16 protein-coding genes are annotated in these 15673 nt (G+C 52.6%); 3 read left to right on the plus strand and 13 right to left on the minus strand.

Translation table 11 applies throughout. The annotated features are described in order from the left end of the window. Positions 1-19: 19 nt before the first annotated feature. The 8 genes from AC0YOA_RS27390 to AC0YOA_RS27425 all read right to left on the minus strand — a co-directional run bounded on the left by AC0YOA_RS27390 (position 20) and on the right by AC0YOA_RS27425 (position 8504). Positions 20-1456, minus strand: a complete 1437-nt coding sequence (locus tag AC0YOA_RS27390; RefSeq protein WP_475789342.1) for an S-layer homology domain-containing protein — start codon at positions 1454-1456, stop codon at positions 20-22. 148 nt (positions 1457-1604) lie between these two features. After that, on the minus strand, positions 1605-3056 hold the full coding sequence (locus tag AC0YOA_RS27395; RefSeq protein WP_475789343.1) for an ABC transporter substrate-binding protein: 1452 nt from the start codon (positions 3054-3056) through the stop codon (positions 1605-1607). After that, the gene (locus tag AC0YOA_RS27400) at positions 3053-4462 is read right to left on the minus strand and encodes an extracellular solute-binding protein (RefSeq protein ID WP_475789344.1); all 1410 of its coding nucleotides are present in this window, start codon (positions 4460-4462) and stop codon (positions 3053-3055) included. The genes AC0YOA_RS27395 and AC0YOA_RS27400 overlap by 4 nt, the downstream gene beginning before the upstream one ends. Next, on the minus strand, positions 4459-5973 hold the full coding sequence (locus AC0YOA_RS27405) for an ABC transporter substrate-binding protein (RefSeq protein ID WP_475789345.1): 1515 nt from the start codon (positions 5971-5973) through the stop codon (positions 4459-4461). The genes AC0YOA_RS27400 and AC0YOA_RS27405 overlap by 4 nt, the downstream gene beginning before the upstream one ends. Further along, positions 5970-6521 (minus strand): RNA polymerase sigma factor, encoded by a 552-nt coding sequence (locus AC0YOA_RS27410; protein ID WP_379114324.1) that lies wholly within the window; start codon positions 6519-6521, stop codon positions 5970-5972. Before AC0YOA_RS27410 ends, AC0YOA_RS27405 begins: the two co-directional genes overlap by 4 nt. A gap of 167 nt (positions 6522-6688) precedes the next feature. Continuing rightward, complete coding sequence (locus tag AC0YOA_RS27415) at positions 6689-7294, minus strand: hypothetical protein (RefSeq protein ID WP_475789346.1); 606 nt, start codon at positions 7292-7294, stop codon at positions 6689-6691. Further along, positions 7291-7710, minus strand: a complete 420-nt coding sequence (locus AC0YOA_RS27420; RefSeq protein ID WP_475789347.1) for a GIY-YIG nuclease family protein — start codon at positions 7708-7710, stop codon at positions 7291-7293. The genes AC0YOA_RS27415 and AC0YOA_RS27420 overlap by 4 nt, the downstream gene beginning before the upstream one ends. A 29-nt stretch (positions 7711-7739) precedes the next feature. Beyond that, entirely contained in the window at positions 7740-8504 is a 765-nt protein-coding gene (locus AC0YOA_RS27425; protein WP_475789348.1) for a DUF2087 domain-containing protein, read from the minus strand. A gap of 227 nt (positions 8505-8731) precedes the next feature. On the opposite strand from AC0YOA_RS27425, the gene AC0YOA_RS27430 reads away from it, so the two are divergent. Continuing rightward, on the plus strand, positions 8732-9805 hold the full coding sequence (locus AC0YOA_RS27430; RefSeq protein WP_475789349.1) for a lactonase family protein: 1074 nt from the start codon (positions 8732-8734) through the stop codon (positions 9803-9805). A 113-nt stretch (positions 9806-9918) separates the two neighbouring features. Here AC0YOA_RS27430 and AC0YOA_RS27435 read toward each other — a convergent pair whose 3' ends face one another. The 3 genes from AC0YOA_RS27435 to AC0YOA_RS27445 all read right to left on the minus strand — a co-directional run bounded on the left by AC0YOA_RS27435 (position 9919) and on the right by AC0YOA_RS27445 (position 11732). Continuing rightward, positions 9919-10923, minus strand: coding sequence for a glycoside hydrolase family protein (locus tag AC0YOA_RS27435; protein ID WP_475789350.1), 1005 nt, complete (start codon positions 10921-10923; stop codon positions 9919-9921). A gap of 61 nt (positions 10924-10984) precedes the next feature. Further along, positions 10985-11161, minus strand: coding sequence for a hypothetical protein (locus AC0YOA_RS27440; RefSeq protein ID WP_475789351.1), 177 nt, complete (start codon positions 11159-11161; stop codon positions 10985-10987). A 130-nt stretch (positions 11162-11291) separates the two neighbouring features. After that, complete coding sequence (locus tag AC0YOA_RS27445) at positions 11292-11732, minus strand: hypothetical protein (RefSeq protein ID WP_475789352.1); 441 nt, start codon at positions 11730-11732, stop codon at positions 11292-11294. Between the two features lie 101 nt (positions 11733-11833). Between AC0YOA_RS27445 and AC0YOA_RS27450 the strand changes: the two genes are divergently transcribed. Both AC0YOA_RS27450 and AC0YOA_RS27455 read left to right on the plus strand, forming a co-directional pair. Continuing rightward, positions 11834-12148, plus strand: coding sequence for a hypothetical protein (locus AC0YOA_RS27450; RefSeq protein ID WP_475789353.1), 315 nt, complete (start codon positions 11834-11836; stop codon positions 12146-12148). Between the two features lie 83 nt (positions 12149-12231). Beyond that, positions 12232-12702: a MarR family winged helix-turn-helix transcriptional regulator gene (locus AC0YOA_RS27455; protein ID WP_475789354.1), complete on the plus strand. Its 471-nt coding sequence runs from the start codon at positions 12232-12234 to the stop codon at positions 12700-12702. A 429-nt stretch (positions 12703-13131) separates the two neighbouring features. Here the strand turns inward: AC0YOA_RS27455 and AC0YOA_RS27460 are convergent, their stop codons facing one another. Both AC0YOA_RS27460 and AC0YOA_RS27465 read right to left on the minus strand, forming a co-directional pair. Continuing rightward, positions 13132-14310 carry a glycerate kinase gene (locus tag AC0YOA_RS27460; RefSeq protein WP_475789355.1) on the minus strand — a complete coding sequence of 393 codons (1179 nt, stop codon included), beginning with the start codon at positions 14308-14310 and terminating at the stop codon, positions 13132-13134. 149 nt (positions 14311-14459) lie between these two features. Further along, complete coding sequence (locus tag AC0YOA_RS27465) at positions 14460-15659, minus strand: MFS transporter (RefSeq protein WP_475789391.1); 1200 nt, start codon at positions 15657-15659, stop codon at positions 14460-14462. Positions 15660-15673 lie beyond the last annotated feature (14 nt).

The following is a 15673-nucleotide window of genomic DNA, read 5'->3' on the forward strand; positions in this document are numbered from 1 at the left end:
TTTGCCGCTCTATCTCCATCTATGCAACTTGCGTAATAATAAGATGTGCTGATACAGGCCTTGCTCCTCCTGCCAGAGGAGTAAGGGTTAGTGCCGTGGAATTGCCCGCTGGATTTCGTACAGTGAGTACCGAATTGATGACCGTCGTCTGCACAAGAGCCATTCCTGCTATTTCAGAAGTACCTGTAGCCCGCCCAACTGCCGTATAAGCCAAATCAGCGCCGTTGAGCGTTAACATCAATTGTCCCGCTTCGGTCACGCTCACCTGAAACAAGACCTGATATGTGCCAATTGCGGGCAAGTTGAACATACTGGGACCAGTACGGATAATAGTTCCGTTACTAGGTCCGTCTTGCGGAAAATTTACGTCTGTACCCGGAGCAACTGTTGCTACATTATCAGGAGGCATCAAGGCAAAAAAGTCTGCAAAGCTTACCACACCTGCCGGTCCTGGTGGCCCTGCTGCTCCGTCGGCTCCATCTGCTCCTGCTGGCCCTGCTGCTCCATCTGCTCCGTCGGCTCCTGCTGCTCCATCTGCTCCTGCCGGCCCCACCGGTCCTACAGCTCCTGCCGGCCCCGTCGATCCCGCCGGCCCTACTGCTCCTGCCGGTCCTACTGCTCCTGCCGGTCCTGCCGGTCCTACTGCTCCATTTATCCCATCTGCCCCATTTACCCCATCAGTTCCTGCCGGTCCTGCTGGCCCCGCTGGTCCCGTTGATCCTGCGGGTCCCGTTGCTCCTGACGGCCCTGCTGGTCCTGCTGGTCCTGCGGGTCCGGTTGATCCTTCGGGTCCTGCGGGTCCAGCCGGCCCAACTGATCCAGCTGATCCAGTTGGCGCTTTGTATGAAATAATGCGATCCAATGTTACGACCGCTTCTGCACGAGTAATTGGGCTGGTTGGCTTAAAGCTGCCGTCTTCTTTATATCCTACTAAAATATTACTGGCAGCAGCCCGGCCCACTGCATCTTTGGCCCATTCAGCGATCAGGCTTGCATCCTGAAATGACGCTCCTGCACTAACAGCAGGCAGGTTTAGCAATCTGCCAATAATAACAGCAACCTCCTGTCTGCTTATCGGCTTGCTGACCCCGAATGTTCCATCCTCATAACCTTTTATGTATCCTGCTTTGACAGCTTTTGCCGCTTCGGAGTAGGCCCAGTAGCTTGAGGCCACGTCTCCAAATGAAATTGCTGCTGTTTCCGAAAATCCAAAAGAATGGTTAATCAGTGTACTAAATTCTGCTCTGGTTATTGTCTTATTGGGTTTGAAGCTCCCATCCTCGTAACCTTTAATATAGCCTTTATCGATCCAGCCGCTGATTTGGCTTTCCGCCCAATGCCCTTTAATATCCGATGCTGCTGATGCAGTGTCGCCGAATGCCACGCCAAACGATGAAAATAACAAACATACAGAAACCAAGGAAAGAGCAAACATCCTGATCGTCTTGTTCTTCATGTTTTTCCTCCAATTTATACCTTTTTTTATATCCCCCTCCTATTCTATCAGATTATTTTTTAGTCTAATATGAGGAATTAATATTTTTTCAATACCAAGAATAAACATCGTTCTGTTTTTTCTTTCGTCCGCTTCATTCGCTTCTTTATCACTCGGCGCGCATCGCAGCGTTCAGCAGGAACTGGCCTTCTTTCTGCATGACTTGAATGGCTGCATCCAGTGTTTTCTCTTTCTTGACTACAGCCGTGATTTCCCGGTTTTCCAGCTCCGCGAGCTGATTAAAAAATTTCATTTCCACATCGAGAGACATAGGAGGAACATCTGTCGGCAGTGGAACGGAATGGAGCTCATAGAGCTCGTCCACGACCGGCTCGCGATCATACTGCTGATAGGTTTTAAGGCTTGAGAAGCCATCATCCTTCAGATTGGCCCGAACTTTCGCCATATGGTCACTGTTCATAAACCGGATAACCTCCCAGGCCTCATCCGCGTTTGGTGATCCTGAGCGAATGCTCATAATATTGGGCACGTAGATATAATACGTACGGCTTCGATCGGAGGAGGTAACGGGCGGCGTCGCCTCTCCGGTCCTGAATCCGGTCTGCGCATACTGGCCATGATCCGCCAGCGTCATGGCCGACTTGGCCTGCTTGAACAAATCTGCTTCAGCCACCGCTTCCGGTCCATATACCTCCATCGCGCCTATCCTGTCGGTCTTAACATCCTGCATCATAAGCGTTCCGGCCCGATACATATCGACAACCGTTTGAAAGACTATTTTCCAGGACGGCGTATCGATTGTCATCTTGCCTTTGTCCAGATTGTAGGCCTGAATGCCTTCACTCAGGGCCAAATTATTCAGCTGATCTGCCGGCATACTGCTTAACGATTGATGAAATCCGACCACCCCGTCCCCAGCGCTGCCCGCCTGGGCGAATGAATTGGCCAGTTCGAAGATTTCCGGGAGCGTCATATCATTATGGGGAAGCTCGACGGCATATTTTGCAAACAAATCCTCATTATAAACAAGCACAGGAGCGTCAAACTCCCCTGCCAAGCCGTACAGCTCCCCATCCGCCGTCTGCTTAAGCCGTTCGATAACGCCAGGCTGAAAATCATCCGCTGATATTCCGCTGCCCTTCAGACGTACCGACAGATTCTCAAGCAATCCGCTGTTGGCTAGCGACACGTAATAACCAAATACGCCGATAATTAAATCCGGCTGCTCCCGCTGCATAAACTGCTTTAATTGCCCGGTCATCTCCTTGGCAGGCTCAATCTTCATCTCAACCAGCCGGAATTTCAAATCCGGAAAAGCTGCCTCCAGATAATCCCGATAATCCGAATCGTAAGCAATCTCGGAATTGACAGCAATCACTAGAGAGTTAGCCGTCTTTTCGTTTGAGGGCCCATCCATGCACCCTCCCATCAATGACAAGCCAATCATCAGCAGGGCTATGATGGCGGCCCCGCTCCACTTCCGGCGGGGAATCCGCCAGTCACCCTGTTCTCCGGCATTGTCAGCAGCCTTCATGTCCTCAACGGCCGGAAAAGCCGCGGCACAGCGCATCCGATGATCTCTTTTCCCACTCCCGCTCACGGTTCCGTTTTCTCCTCATCCGCTTTGTTCTTCTTCACGAAGGCATCAACAAACGCCTGTCCCTGCTTCTGCATGCTTTGAATCGCGGCGTCCAGGCTTTGCTTACCCTGAAGCACAATCTGCAGCTCCTTCTGAACCATGGCATTCTCATTCAAATAGAAATCTCTTCGGACAGTGAAGTCAATCGCATTAAGAGTCGGCTTCTGCTCGAAGGCAATAGCCGCAAGCGGATTGGCGTTGAATTGAAGTCCTGAGCGGCGGATCGACAATCCGCCATCGGTTTTGGAAATCACCTTGGCAGCACGCTCGCCGCCAATGAACTGGATTATTTTCCAGGCCTCCTCCTTGAACGCGGAGCTTGCGGATATGCTGAAAACCCCATCCATCCGCATGAAGCCGCCCGACTCCCGGGTAGCGCTGTTCACCGGAGGCAGGACTGCGCTCCAGGCAAACTTGGATTGATCAAATCGGCTCCTGTTGCCATACATATCGATGGTCATCGCAGCTTTTCCCTTGGCGAAGAGATCCTGCTTCTCTATCGCCCCCTCGTCGATCCAGCTGCCGCCGTCCTCCACGCGAACCTCCACACCCTTAATGGCGATGGACCCGTTGCGAACCGCTTCAACGGCTGTCTGCAGCAGATCATGCCAGGCGGGCGTATCCATCAGATGCTGGCCGCGCTTCCAATCTACAAGCTGCAGGCCTTCGGTGCCATTCAGCGTATCGAATATAAGGGCATTCAGGTCCTGCATCCATGGATCATGATAGCCGACAATGCCGCCTCCCGCTTGCTTGAAGCGGTAAGACAGCTGAAGCACCTCTTTCCAGGTCATCCCGCTTGTCGGGGGATCAATACCGTACTGCTTGAACAAATCGGCGTTATAATACAGCAGCGAAGAATCGTATGAGGGAGCCAGGCCATATATTTTGTTCTCTTCATTATCCTTCAGCATGGCTATAACTCCCGGCTGATAATCCGTCTCCGCCATGTCCGAGCGGCTCATCCAGCCGGTCAAATCCTCCAATAGGCCTTGATCTGCGAGCGGGCTGTAATAAGCCGACGGCAAAATAACAATGTCCGGCTTCTCCTTTTCAATCAGCCGCCTGTAGGCCTTTATGGGGTCTTTATCCTGATAAATATCTCCCATGGCAACCAATTCAACCGGAAGGTCAGGGTAAACCAGATCAAAATAATCCTGATAATAGAATTCAAATGTCGTTTCGTCTATCCCGGCCACCTTGAGCACACTTGCAGGCTTCTGCGCAGAGGAACTATCCGTACAGCCCGATATCAGCAAGAGAAGGATCAAGCCTGCAAAGACGGGCAGCCAGCTGCCCGTCATATTCATCAGGAATCGCTTGTTCCGGCGGGCTGCGAATATGGTAATCAAGCAGCTGCTAATCATGGAGAAGTCCCCTTTCGAAGATCGGGATTCGCGCTCTGCAGCTTCTCCTCCATGCTGGCCAGCGCTTTGTCTGCCTGCAGCTTGCCGTCCAGCACCATCTTCATCGTCTCAGAGCCGATCTGATAGATTTGCCCCTGCGCCTTTGCCTGCTCCTCATTGCCGGAGCGCTTGATGGAAGCCGTAATTTGCTCCGGATCCAGCCCAGGCGGGTAAAAGGCTTTCCACTGCTCGGCGGGCAGCGAGGCTAACTGCCTGGAATCCATATAAACGGGCAAGGAGCCTGTCTGAGTGAGCAGTTTTTTGGCATAATCCGGCCCTCCTGCGAATTTCACCAGCTCCCATGCCGCTTTCTCTTGGGTCGTCTGCGCATTGACCGCATAGATCATATCCAGATAAAAACCAGCCGATGCATCAGCCGCAGCCGGGGCAACCGCCATCCACTCGACATCCGACGGCTTTACCTTATACTGGGCCAGCTGATTCCCGTAAGAATAGGTATTAATGGACATCGCCGCCTTGCCATTGGCGAAGGCATCAAGCTTTCTCAATTGCTCCATCGATAGTCCGCCCGGATGTTCTGCCCAATTAATCACATTGTCTAAGATCCAGCCAGCCTTCAGCCCCTCCGTCACTTTGCTCCAAAGGCTGTTCCATGCCGGAGTATCCAGCGTCAATTGGCTGCCGTCGGGACTTAGCGAACGCAGTCCCGAGATGCTCCCTAACTGGCTGAACAAACTGAATCCGTTTCTGCCTGTTGAGGTGGATAGTCCGGCAGCTCCGGTGCCATTGAATTTCATGGCAATCTGCAGCAGCTCATCGGTCGTTACTCCGTCTTTTGGCTGCTCAATTTTGTATTTCTCAAATAATTGCTTGTTGACATATACGGCTTCCGTGCTGAAGATTGGCGCAAAACCATACAGTTCCCCTCCGCCAAGCTGACGGATAGTCTTGACTACCGGATCGTACATAGAATCCAGCTTTACACCATCCTTGTCCGCCAGAATATCGAGAGACTTCAATTTCCCTTGTCCCGCAAGGTCCTGGAACTGAGCCGGCGTCAAGCGGAGCACATCAGGCATTTCCTGATCAACCCATTGCGCAAGATTCTTCATTGAAGCGTCCGAAGGCAATGACAAACGGAATTCCACCGATGGATGGCGCAGAACAAACGGCCGTCCGATATCATTCATGAAATTGCTGTATTTGGAGTCCTGGACTTTAAGGATAAGATCCCCTTCATCCTCCAGGGAGTCGTTCAAAAGCGCAGACATGCCGTCTTCGGCATGGCCTGGCTGTAGAATTTGCATCAAATCGTCGCGGAACCACCAGCCGCAGCCAAGCAGCACAACCACGCTCATCAGAGCCGCTGCAGCCCGAAACGGCGATTTTCGTTTCTTCTCTCTCATGCGGATGCGTTCCCTCACTTTGCGTTCAAGATCTGAGGTGAACCCATTTCGGATTGGAGGCTTCTCCGCCAGCCGGCGCTCCCATTGATTTCCCGGATCCTTCATGTCCACTTTTCCTCCCCGGTCAGCATGGCATCCTCGGACAGCTTGCGGTTAACCGCCGCCCTTCCCCGGTGAAGTCTTGATTTCACGGTGCCCGTCGATACTCCAAGCATGTCCGCCATTTCATTCATCGACAATCCGTAATGACTGCTCAGCAGCATTACCTCACGCAGCTTGGCAGGCAGCTTCAATACGACACCCCAGACCTGCTCGGTCATGAGCTTGTCGATTGTCTCCTGTTCCGCTGAAGCATGAGTCTGCTGCTGCGCATGACGGCTGGGCATGAGCGTCACACGGCGAATCCAGGCCGACCGCAGCACGTCGCGCGCCGTATTGCGGGTAATGGCCAGCAGCCATGTTTTCACCGACGATTGACCCCGGAAATTATACAGATGCTCGAACACCTTGATGAATACATCCTGGGTAATATCGTCGGCCAGCTCTCTTCGATGCGTCATGAAGAAGGCGAAGTTCCAGACGTCTTTGCCGTAAGCCTGCATCAGTTCGTCGAGCACGGCATGACGGTCCAAGCCGCCTTTAACATGTTTCAAGTAATCGAACTGCAACTGTGTTCACCTCGCAAAAGTAGACGAATCGGAAAGGAAAATGGTTCCCTATCTATTTCCACGATTATACAATGAAAGAAATATCTGCGGAGATAAAAACAGAAAGAACCGGCAATCGGGACCGATTGCCGGCATGGTATTGTCTTGAAAAGTCATTCCACCTGAAAAACTACCTCTATACCTGTCGGTTTGTTGTTAAAAGGGGCACCATATTCCCTGAACTTGAATTCAATTCCTGAAAGATCGTCCGGTAAAGGCGGAGTTATTACGTAGCTATAGGAAGAATGCCCTGATGAATGTCCACCATTAGTCATTCGACTGTCGTATTCTTCTCCTAAATAGAGCTCAAAATAACTGTGTTTGTATTGGTTTTCCGGAAGGTCAATTATAATGTCCTGATCTATACTAAACGTTATTACACTTGCATTGTTATATTGCCGTATGGAAGTTAACGAATAAAAAAGCTCTCCCTGTTCAATCGATTTCAGAATCGGGATATGCTTTCGGAATCCAGATGGATCTACTATAGGTTTAAAATATTCTTCATTCCTCAAAACGCTAAATACCGCTTTCAAGAAATCTTCGTAAAGTTCAAAAGAATTTGCCCATCCAGAGATATGCTCAAATGGCGGAAAACCTGGATTATGGTCCGAAGATTCCTTTCGCTGCTTTAGCAGTACGCAAATTTGCTCATCGATATTAAAAATTCGTTCATCATAATGCTCGGTTGGACGTTCAAGTGGCATCCGTTTCATCATGATCCTCCTTTAGGCGGTTTGTGATAGCCCTGCGGATCGTAGGGCATAAGCTGATCCATCCATTTCTTCTCCAACTTCTTCAGTTCATCCCTGTAAGCCATGACGACATTCCGCTGAACGCCCCCGCCGGGAACTTTGATATCCTTATAATCGTTTCTGACCTCATCGCCCAGCTTGAGCGACTCCAGCACCTCGAACTCAAATTGTTTTTCACCATCCTGCTTCCAGTCCGCCTGCAGCAGGGAATTGATATGCGAACCCATATTCAGCATAAAGCGTTCACGATGCCAGGCCGAATCGAGCGTCGATGTCGAGGCGATATAGCGTTTTCCACTGCCGAGATTCCTGATTTGAAAAACACCCATCGTTCTCTTCTTCATGGCAAATTCATTTTGCAATTCTTTTCTTCGATCCATGTCTGAAATCCTCCTGAATGATTCCTATATTAAACCGTCAGCCAATATGCGCTGCCATCGCTCTCACGGCTCAGAAAACGATAATCGATGAGCTGTCTGCGGAGCGTGGCGTAGTCTTTGCTTAGAAAGCGCCGTAAAATGTCATTAACCGCCGCCTCCGAATACTTGCTGCCTTTCTTGAAGCTTGTGGAAATATGACGCAGCAGTGCGGCTCTTTGCTTCTCTTTGCGCGGCATCCCCGTGAGCGGCCCATTCAGTCCATCCGGCAAATACTTGGCCAAAAGCTTCGTATACTCCTCCTGGGTCAAGGCATACCGCTCATCGACCTGCGGCGCAGCGCGGTGAACCGGCATGAACTTCGCCCCGCCGGGGAGCGCAGCTTCCATCAGCTCCATCGTGGCCAGAAATAATTTGGCCTGCCTGGCCTTCTCCTTAAGGGCGAATCGGTGATTCCGGATCGTCGAAGCGCTGCCTGCTCCTGTCAGCTTGACCGTCTCCGCGTCCGTCTGACCTGAAGCGAAGGCGCCGATCAGCTGCTTTTGCAAATCGGTCAGGCCCGTTGCTTTCTTATCCAGTCCGAGCAAATATTCCAGCATGGAACTATGCGCCTGCCCGATATGGTAAAGGACATATTTGCGCGCTTCCATGAAGCGGTTCCCGGCAGGGTATACATCGCCGTCTGCGAAGGCTTCTCCGCAGATCAGGCAATAATAGCTTGCCGCAGCCGGATCGAACACATAACCATTTTTCAAATCCTGCAGTGATGCGCTGTAAAAATACTCCGACACATTCATATTAAACATCTCCACATGTTGTTTGTCTTATTTATAGATATATTATCATTATGTTTGGTTTATATCAATATGCAAACAGATATGCCTCTCCCTCACGCGTCTTGGGATCCAGGCGGCTGGGCCTCCCGGATGAAGCGGTGCAGGGGAAAGAGAATTGTTTGTATCCCCATCACACTTTATAATGGAAGCGTGGAAGTGAATATCGAGCAAGAGGAGGAATTTATCGGATGAGTCAATCATTGTACATATTTGCAGGTTCCTATGCGGAACCGGAGAGCAGCGGGGTCTATGTTTACCGCTTTGCGGAAAATACGGGATCGCTGACGCTTGCCTATGAATACCAGGGACTTAGGAATCCGACTTTTCTGAATGTCGATGCTGCCAAACACAGATTGTACGCAATCTCGGAGGGTACCGATGCCTCGGGCAAAAAAATCGGGGAAGCGGCCGCTTTTGCCATCGATGCCGCGACCGGAGCTTTGAACTTATTGAACAAAGCGGCTACCGTTGAAGCGCCAACCTGCCATATCCAGAGAGATCCCAGCGGTAAATATCTGATCGTGGCGAGCTATCATGGAGGCATGATTGGTTTGGTCGAATTAACAGCTGAAGGGCACGTCGGAAAGCTTGCCGATGTCAAGCAGTATGAAGGCCATGGGCTGCATCCGGAACGTCAGAATCAGCCCCATCCCCACTCCGCCATCTTCAGCCCGGACGGCAGGTTCCTGTTTGTGCAGGATCTGGGTCTTGACCGCATCAGCAGCTATGTCCTTGAGGAAGACGCAGGCCGGCTGGTGCTCCATGAGGAGACTAGCCTCCATCCGGGCGCGGGTCCGAGGCATTTTGCTTTCCGCCCTGACGGAAAATATGCCTATGTCATCAATGAGGTGGATTCAACGATAACTGGCTTTGCCTATGATGCGGAAAAAGGGCGGTTAACCTCCATTGAAACGGTCCCCACTTTGCCGGATGGCTTTCAAGGAGAAAATACATGCGCCGAAATCGCCGTTTCGGAGGACGGACGGTTTCTTTACGGCTCCAACCGCGGGCATGACAGCATCGTTGTTTATGCCATTGATGAAGAATCTGGCAGGCTGACGCTTGTGGAGCATGCCGATGTGCAGGGCGCCCACCCGCGGCATTTTGCCCTGATTCCTGGAGGGCGCTATCTCATTGCCGCCAACCGGGACACGAACAATATCGTAACCTTCCAGGTCGACCGTGAATCGGGCAAATTGCATTACACAGGCAACAGCATCGAGGTGTCCAAGCCTGTGTGCGTCCAGCCTTTTTATTTGTAGAACAGTACGGCTGATGGCTGCAAAAAAATAACCTTGCCAAGCGTCCAAAACGACGCAGCAAGGTTATTTCTTTGTTTCGACGTGAAATTGAATTTGCATGCCGATGAGGACAATCACTCCAATACAGGCGCACGCAGAGGCAGATCAAAGCTGCACATCCCTATATCCCGGTGCGCGTTGCCGATATTAACGGAATTCACAGGTTCCTTGCAGGCGTCAAAGCCAATCCACAGCTTACTGCCCACGACCAAACATGCCGGAAGTCCAACTGCCTGTTTGACCCAGGGTATATTGGACGCATCCAGAACGATGGCTTTATCCTCCGGATCCCACTCCGTTACGCTGCGGCTCCAATAGACCCATACCGCCTCGGTAAATTCATTGTCGTCTTCATCGCGTCCCACATGATTGACAAACATGAACCAGAGGCTGCATGCGGGCTCATAATACAAACTCGCATTTTCCAGCTGCTCCCCGGGAGGCAGCAAGGGCCCAGGAGACAGCTCCCATGGCCCGCCCGGCGAATCCGATACTGCCAGCCCGATTGTCCGGTAATAGTCAGGTCCTGTCGTGCTGGCGCTGTAAAAAGCAAAATATCTGCCGTCCAGTTGAAGGACATAAGGCGCACAGATACAGCCTTCGTTCCAGCTGCCCTTCTCTCCAAGGGCAAACAAATTGGTCGACACCTTGGTCCAGGGCCCATCCGGATGATCCGCTGTGGCCAGACCTGTACGATAAGGAAGGGCCGGTATGTAGAAAGGAGCGCCGGAAGTATTTTCAACCGATACATAATAGAGATGCCATTTGCCTTCAAAGAAGAACGTCGGTCCATAACATGCTCCTCCATGGTCCAGTTCTCCGGCCAGTCCGGCCTGCAGCTGCTCGCCGCGCTTGTCCCAATGGATCAAATCCCTGGAAACAGCCTGACAGCAGCCCCAGCCGTTCTCACCATTGCCGTCATAATGCAGATAGAAAAGACCCTCATGTTGAAAGAGAAAAGCCTCGCGCGCACCGTTCATATCCATTTGGTCCCCATGTTCAAGCACAGGTACGGGATGGATGTAGTCAGGCTCATACCTCCTCGCAGGAATCTGTTTCGCACGGACATTCTTTTTCAATTCCACTCCTCCTCTCTGTGGAAAATGGCCATTAAAGAAAAAAGTGACGATGATCCATTCTTTAAGCAATCTTAAAGACTCGATCATCGTCACTTTTCGCATATGCATATTTCCGTTTGTCCGGTTTAACCTTCGTCACCGGCATGACTCCGTTCCAATTCCCCCGCAGCAATCTCGGATCCATCTCACCCCGCCGCAGCCGCTTCTCCCTTTTCTTTCGCGCAGCGCTTTTAGCCATAATTTTTCCCAACTCCTGTTATTTGATTGTATGTTGCTATGAGTAGTATACGATTATTCCTCGCTTTTGTTCAAGCGGGTATACCATGAAGAGATTATTTTCATAACAGAATCGATTGGAGGATTTCTATTTACGCAAACTGATTGATAAACAATTGATGCATTGTCTTCACGTAACTTTTCTTCCGATAGTTGTTGCGGATATGTGACATATCATCTACCATGTAATTAGATGACATATCATCCATGAAGCTAATGGAGTGAGAGGAATGAAGACTGTTAATCTTCATGTTTAGCATACCGGCGAGGTCTTCATCGATCAGGCGCTTGCTTTTAAAGAAAAAACTTGGCATCCCGCACCCTTCACCAGCTGGCTGCGCCCGCGCTCCAGGAAGATGTGGGTCCTGGTTTCCGCCTATCTGATCGAGCACCCGAAAGGCCGGATACTGGTGGACATCGGCTGGCTTGAGGATATATGCGTCTGGATCAAAAGAAGCAATTGGGGCGTCTTGCCCACAGTATTTATCAAGGCAGACTGCCTGAAGCTCAGTCCGTGCGCGAATGGCTCGCAAGTCTGCGGCTGGGAGATAAGGATCGGATTATGTGATTCTGGCCCATCTTCATTCCGATCATGTGAGCGGCCTGAGGCAGCCTTAGCGGTGCCGGGCGCATTATGGTTCCTTATGGGCCTTTCAAGCTTGGACTTGATCTATTCCATGACGGTTCCTTATACTTAGTCCATACACCCGGGCATTCCAAAGGCCATATTTCCTTTCTTGTCCTAGCCGGGGAAGGCTGGGTTCTCTTGGCAAGCGATGCCGGCTATGCCGAGAAGTCCTGGAAGCAGCACATCCTGCCATGCCTGACAACGAGCAAGAATGAAGCGGCACAACCCCTGCGCTGGATAGCCGAATTCGCGCAAAGAGCGGACTGCTGCGCCGTTCTCGCCAATCATGATGGGAATGTCATACCCCGTGTTATCGGTTAGAATAGGCTATCTGCACGGCCAATCTTAGCTGCAATCCGCCGTTAGGGAGCGCAAGCTTCAGCCTACAAATTCAGGAGGAGTCTATGTCCAAACTTTATTATGAAGCGGAACGGTTTCGTTATTTGATTCTTGCCGCACAGCGTCAAGGCGTCCGCATGCTGAATGATCAGCTCAAAGTGCATGATCTGACGGCTTCACAGGCGGAGGTCATACGTGTTCTCGAAGAGCGGCAGCCCATCTCGCTCAAGGAGTTGGGAAGCTTGTTAGTTTGTGAAACGGGCAGCCCCTCGAGACTAATCGACCGGATGGTCACAGACGGATTGATCGATAAAATGAGTGATCCTAATGATTCGAGATACGTATTATTGAGACTGACAGCCAAAGGCACGACCCTTGCCGGGTCTGTCCAGCATATTGAAATCGGAATGTATGAGCAGTTCCGGCAGCTCTATACGGAAGAGGAGTTGATCGCGACCGGGGATGCCATGGAGAAGCTCATACGCCATATGCCGATTGAGCAGGCACTGGTCAAGCGCGGCCTTATTGCGGATTAACTAACCGCGAAGCCGCACCTTGTTTTGGGAATGTTTCGTGTTGGAACCGACAGCTATACAGCTTCCAGTAAGGAAAAACCTTACTCCGGCCTCGCGCCGCACCACTTGCGCGCATGCAGCGAGGAAAAAACGTCTTACAGCCTCTCGTGTTGGTGTTTCAACGGCTAATACAGCTTCCAGTAAGGAAAAACCTCACTGCAGCTTCTCGCCGCAGCACTTGCGCGAATGCAGTGAGGAAATGGCGTCTTACAGCTCACTTATAATTGCCTCGACATGGTCGGTCCACAAATAAAAATCAACTTTGCAGCAGGCTGTTAGGGATTACAGATAAAAACCAGAAAGCCCCTTCGGATTACGGAAGGGGCTTTCTGGTTATAGTAATCGTCCGCAGGATGCCTGTTAACCATGGCATCCCGCGTTTATGCCGCGCTAGCCGCGCGATCGTGCGCCAGCCAGAAAGATCCGCGCCGCATTCTCGGCGGCCCGCGCCAGCAGCGGCCGGGCGCCGGCTATTGCATCGTCCAGGCCCATCGGGCCATCGACGATGCTCATCATGGCCGTGACGCCTTGCGCATACAAGGCGTCAACCCCGGGGCCAAGCCCGCCGGAGATGCAGACGGCGGGCACGCCATGCTTGCGGGCGAGGCCCGCAACGCCGGCGGGCGCTTTGCCGCCGGCGGTTTGCCCGTCGGTCCGGCCCTCGCCTGTCAGGACGAGGGCCGCTCCCGCAATCACATCCTCCAGCCGGGTAATCCCGGCAATGAGGGTGAAACCCGGGCGCAGCGCAGCGCGCAGCAAGGCCGCGCTGCCCGCGCCCATGCCGCCTGCCGCGCCGGCTCCCGGCAGGCTGTCCACCTGCACGCCGAGCGAGCTGTACAGCACGGCGGCATAACGCCGCAGGCCGCGGTCGAGCCGAAGAACCGCGGCCTCGTCGGCACCTTTCTGCGGCGCGAATATAAAGGCCGCGCCCTGCTTACCATAAAGAGGATTGGTAACGTCGCAGCATACCGTTACCTCCGTTTCCGCCAGCCGGGGATCCGCTGCGGATGCGTCAATGGCGGCCAGCCGCTCCAGCTCTCCCCCGCCGAAGCCGAGCTCGCGGCCTTCGTCATCCAGAAAGCGGAAACCAAGCGCTTGTCCCATCCCCATGCCGCCATCGGTCGTGGCGCTGCCGCCAAGCGTGATCATCATCTTCCGGCTGCCCTGATCAAGAGCGTGGCGGACCAACTCACCTGTTCCGTAGGTCGTAGCCCCAAGCGAGTCCCGCTCATCAGAGGTGATGAGCGGCAGTCCCGATGCCGCTGCCATCTCGATGACGGCCATGCCGTTTGCCAGCAGCGCATACGCGGCATCCACAGGTTTGCCCAGCGGACCGGTAACGGTTACGTTATAGCGTTCTCCTTCTATGGAAGCCAGCAGAGCGTCAATGGTTCCTTCCCCTCCATCAGCTACAGGAATAGAAACTATCTCGGCATGAGGAGCGGCGCGTTTAACCCCCTCGCCCATTGCTGCGGCAACCTCGGCGCTGCTCAGGCTTCCCTTGAATGAATCAGGAGCAATGACAACCTTGAATGGACGACTCCCGTCCAGTTGTTCCGAATCGCTCATCGTACTTCCCCCTTATTGATCTGCTTGGTTATTGCTGTTTCTCCCAACCCGATCCATCTACCAATCCTCAACAATGGCCGGTGCGCCGTCTGGCAGTGCCAGACGAAGCTCTGCACAGCGCCGATCATCCCGGACGCCTGTTTCGCCCATCACTCCCGCCGGTCCGGCGGCAGCAGGATGGACAGAAGGCCGATCAGCGGCAGGATGCTGGAGTATGTCATAACATCCGCCAGTCCCCATACTTCAGCCAGTTTGCCGAGCACCACCGCTCCAAGAGCGCCCATGCCAAAAGCAAAGCCGGTAATCAGGCCCGACGCCATGCCGACCTTCCCCGGCAGCAGCTCCTGCGCATAGACGACGCTTACCGAGAAGCCGGACATAATAATAAAACCCAATATAAATATAATGGGATACACCCAGCCTAGCGGCATATGCGGGAGCAATAAAGCAAACGGGGCAGAGCCGCCTATGGAAAATAAAATCATTTTCTTACGGCCGATTTTGTCCGCCATTACGCCACCAAAGAAGGTTCCGAGAACACCTGCAGCCATAAACAGAAAAATCGGCACCTGCGCGGCTTTAACGGAAAGCCCGTAACTTGTTTCTACATAAAACTGATAAAATGTCGAAATGCCGCTGACATACCAGGATCGTGCAAACACCAGCAGAACCAGAATCGAAAGCGCCATAACAATGACTGACCGCTCCCGTTTGGCATCCTCGTTCATGACCTTGCTTACCGCCCGTTTGACCGGTTTGCCGTACAGCGCAAGCTGCTGTTTGTACCATGGCACAACACGCAGCAGAACGAGGATTGCCGCTGCCGCAAGCAGCGTTCCCCATACAGCGCCCTTCTGGCCAAGCGGCACGAATATGAAGATCGTCATCAGCGGAGCCAGCGAGCTGCCCGTGTTCCCGCCAACCTGATAGATCGATTGCGCCAGAGCGCGGCGGCCGCCGGCAGCGAAGAATACAACCCTCGAACCTTCGGGATGAAAGACGGCTGAGCCTATCCCGACAAAAACAACGGCAAGCAGCACGAGCCAGAAGCTCGGCGCATATGCCAGACCAGCCATCCCCAGCAGACTCATGCCCATTCCAACCGGGAGCATCCAGGGAGAAGGACGCTTATCCGAGAAGAAGCCGACGAGCGGCTGCATCACCGATGAGGTCATGTTAAGCGTGAAAGCAATCCAGCCGATTTGGCCATATGACAGCAGAAGCGATTTTTGCAAAATAGGAAACAGGGCGGACACGACGGCTTGCATCGTATCATTAAGCATGTGAACAGAGCTGATGGCAAATAAAATGGCGTACAGGGTTCCCGTTTGAACCGTGGTCGAGCGCATTTGCGTTGCTGTGG

The sequence above is a fragment of the Paenibacillus sp. JT22N12 genome (genome assembly GCF_056269365.1).

What these genes read in the sequence shown, in the direction of transcription:
- AC0YOA_RS27465 (WP_475789391.1), bottom strand. Translation starts at nt 15,659, where the DNA reads ATGCGCTCGACCACGGTTCAAACGGGAACCCTGTACGCCATTTTATTT.
- AC0YOA_RS27440 (WP_475789351.1), bottom strand. Translation starts at nt 11,161, where the DNA reads ATGGCTAAAAGCGCTGCGCGAAAGAAAAGGGAGAAGCGGCTGCGGCGG.
- AC0YOA_RS27430 (WP_475789349.1), top strand. Translation starts at nt 8,732, where the DNA reads ATGAGTCAATCATTGTACATATTTGCAGGTTCCTATGCGGAACCGGAG.
- AC0YOA_RS27400 (WP_475789344.1), bottom strand. Translation starts at nt 4,462, where the DNA reads ATGATTAGCAGCTGCTTGATTACCATATTCGCAGCCCGCCGGAACAAG.
- AC0YOA_RS27455 (WP_475789354.1), top strand. Translation starts at nt 12,232, where the DNA reads ATGTCCAAACTTTATTATGAAGCGGAACGGTTTCGTTATTTGATTCTT.
- AC0YOA_RS27420 (WP_475789347.1), bottom strand. Translation starts at nt 7,710, where the DNA reads ATGGATCGAAGAAAAGAATTGCAAAATGAATTTGCCATGAAGAAGAGA.
- AC0YOA_RS27390 (WP_475789342.1), bottom strand. Translation starts at nt 1,456, where the DNA reads ATGAAGAACAAGACGATCAGGATGTTTGCTCTTTCCTTGGTTTCTGTA.
- AC0YOA_RS27460 (WP_475789355.1), bottom strand. Translation starts at nt 14,310, where the DNA reads ATGAGCGATTCGGAACAACTGGACGGGAGTCGTCCATTCAAGGTTGTC.
- AC0YOA_RS27425 (WP_475789348.1), bottom strand. Translation starts at nt 8,504, where the DNA reads ATGAATGTGTCGGAGTATTTTTACAGCGCATCACTGCAGGATTTGAAA.
- AC0YOA_RS27415 (WP_475789346.1), bottom strand. Translation starts at nt 7,294, where the DNA reads ATGATGAAACGGATGCCACTTGAACGTCCAACCGAGCATTATGATGAA.
- AC0YOA_RS27450 (WP_475789353.1), top strand. Translation starts at nt 11,834, where the DNA reads ATGGTTCCTTATGGGCCTTTCAAGCTTGGACTTGATCTATTCCATGAC.
- AC0YOA_RS27405 (WP_475789345.1), bottom strand. Translation starts at nt 5,973, where the DNA reads ATGAAGGATCCGGGAAATCAATGGGAGCGCCGGCTGGCGGAGAAGCCT.